This is a genomic window from uncultured Blautia sp. (genome assembly GCF_902497045.1).
In the GTDB taxonomy this organism is placed as follows: Bacteria; Bacillota; Clostridia; order Lachnospirales; family Lachnospiraceae; genus Blautia_A.
In genome coordinates this window covers 1-1,615 of the sequence record NZ_CABVDF010000370.1, presented here as the reverse complement: position 1 = coordinate 1,615, position 1,615 = coordinate 1, and the positions used below count along the sequence as shown (strand labels likewise).

Sequence of the window (1,615 nt, the reverse complement as noted above, 5' to 3'; positions counted from 1 at the left end):
TTTTTGTTACTGATACCTGTACATTTCTGAAAAGATAACAGCACATGCATATGGCAGCACCTGCACTAAGCGAAGCACCGCCACATGGTATCTGCTGTCATCTCCATAAAAAATGGAAATAACAGTTTTAATAAGGATCAAGCATTTAAGCCGCAAGAGGTAATTCGTAATCTTTCCTGCAAAGGGTGCCTCCCATCTGTATCCCCTCACGTTTTCACCGGATTCCGCCGCAAGAATGCGTAGCTGAAAAATTCCGGGTATCCTCTTGCTGCTGGTATGAAATTGTCAAGGTACAAGTCAGGGCTTTTTCTTTCTGAAGAATTAACCCTTCACCTATAAAGCTCGGCAGGGGGCGTTTACCAACCCCCTGTTGCAAACTTTTTTATTTTTTTCTCAGTTTCTTTTTCTCATTACTTTCTGAGAGTTCTTCTAAACTCGCTCTCAGCTTGGTAACTGCCTTATTTCTCATGTTGTTGACTGCTGCTGAACTGATTCCATGAATATCGGCATATTCCTGATAAGTCTGTTTCTCAAAATAAAGGGCATAAATAAGTTCCTTCTGCTTATCCGTCAGCATGTCCATCATGTTTTCTGTCATCATCTGCTGAACAATCATTTCCTCCATGTCCGGTGCTACACTCTCTCCAAGCTGCATTTCTTCCATAGCAGAAGATAAGGAAATACAACGTTTCTGATTACAGCTATCCAGATTGATGCTCAGACGATCTTCTCCTCGAAGAACAAAACGCAGATACCATTCAGCCTCTTCAAAGTAAGATTCCGTCAGATCACATCCATATCCATTTCCAGCCACAGAAGAATAGCGATAACCTGAAATATCTTCGATAGGAAATACCGTTACCCGGTTCTGTACCTGATAAACCACATATCCGTTCTTGTAAACAGTGATAGTGACTATGCCTACCTCGTTCTTAATAATCTTCTGAGCAACAACTGGGCATTTCCCCTCCCGTAAACTTTTACAACTCGGTTTCTTTTCGCCTTTCTTTGGAGATTCCACCATTTCTTTCAGTTTTCTAAGTGTCAGCATGACAACCGCCTTTCTGCCTTTCGGCTCCGGGCTGTCAGCAGACAAAAAAAGCAGCAAAAAAAGACTCCGATCTGCCCGGTTTTTTTTATACCGAGCGACTTGCGAAGCCTCTCCTTGCTGCTTTATGTATCAATCAATCATACAGGAATACTCCCTGTACGCAGATTAATCAGCGTTCATGTTTTCATTTTCTACTGTAGTGTTTTCAGCTTTATCAGACTGTTCATCCAAAAGGAAACTAAAATCTCCCATTGCGTCATAGGGCTGATGTGTGATAAATTCCAGATATTCTTCTCGGCTCAAGTTGTATTGCCTCCTTTCTCTTGATGTTCCTATCTTATCAGTTTCAAAAAAACTCATCAGGACACCTATGTACTTTTTAAATTAGCAACCGGACAAATCTGTCCGCTTTATTAAATAAAAAAACGACCATTCAATTCTTACTGAATGATCGTCATTAACTAACCTTACTTTTTGGTATTCCTCTCTTTGCAATTTTAAGTGAAATTCCTATCTGGTCTGCAAAATCTTCCTTTGCCTCTTCATCTTCTAAATTTATAATTT

At 40.2% G+C, this 1,615-nt stretch carries 2 protein-coding genes; both read right to left on the bottom strand.

Annotated elements, in window-relative coordinates; all coding sequences use genetic code 11:
• Positions 1-382: 382 nt before the first annotated feature.
• Entirely contained in the window at positions 383-1,108 is a 726-nt protein-coding gene (locus RDS42_RS14780; protein WP_308784318.1) for a sigma-70 family RNA polymerase sigma factor, read from the bottom strand.
• 108 nt (positions 1,109-1,216) lie between these two features.
• Positions 1,217-1,354, bottom strand: a complete 138-nt coding sequence (locus RDS42_RS14775) for a hypothetical protein (RefSeq protein WP_022004704.1) — start codon at positions 1,352-1,354, stop codon at positions 1,217-1,219.
• Between the last annotated feature and the right edge of the window lie 261 nt (positions 1,355-1,615).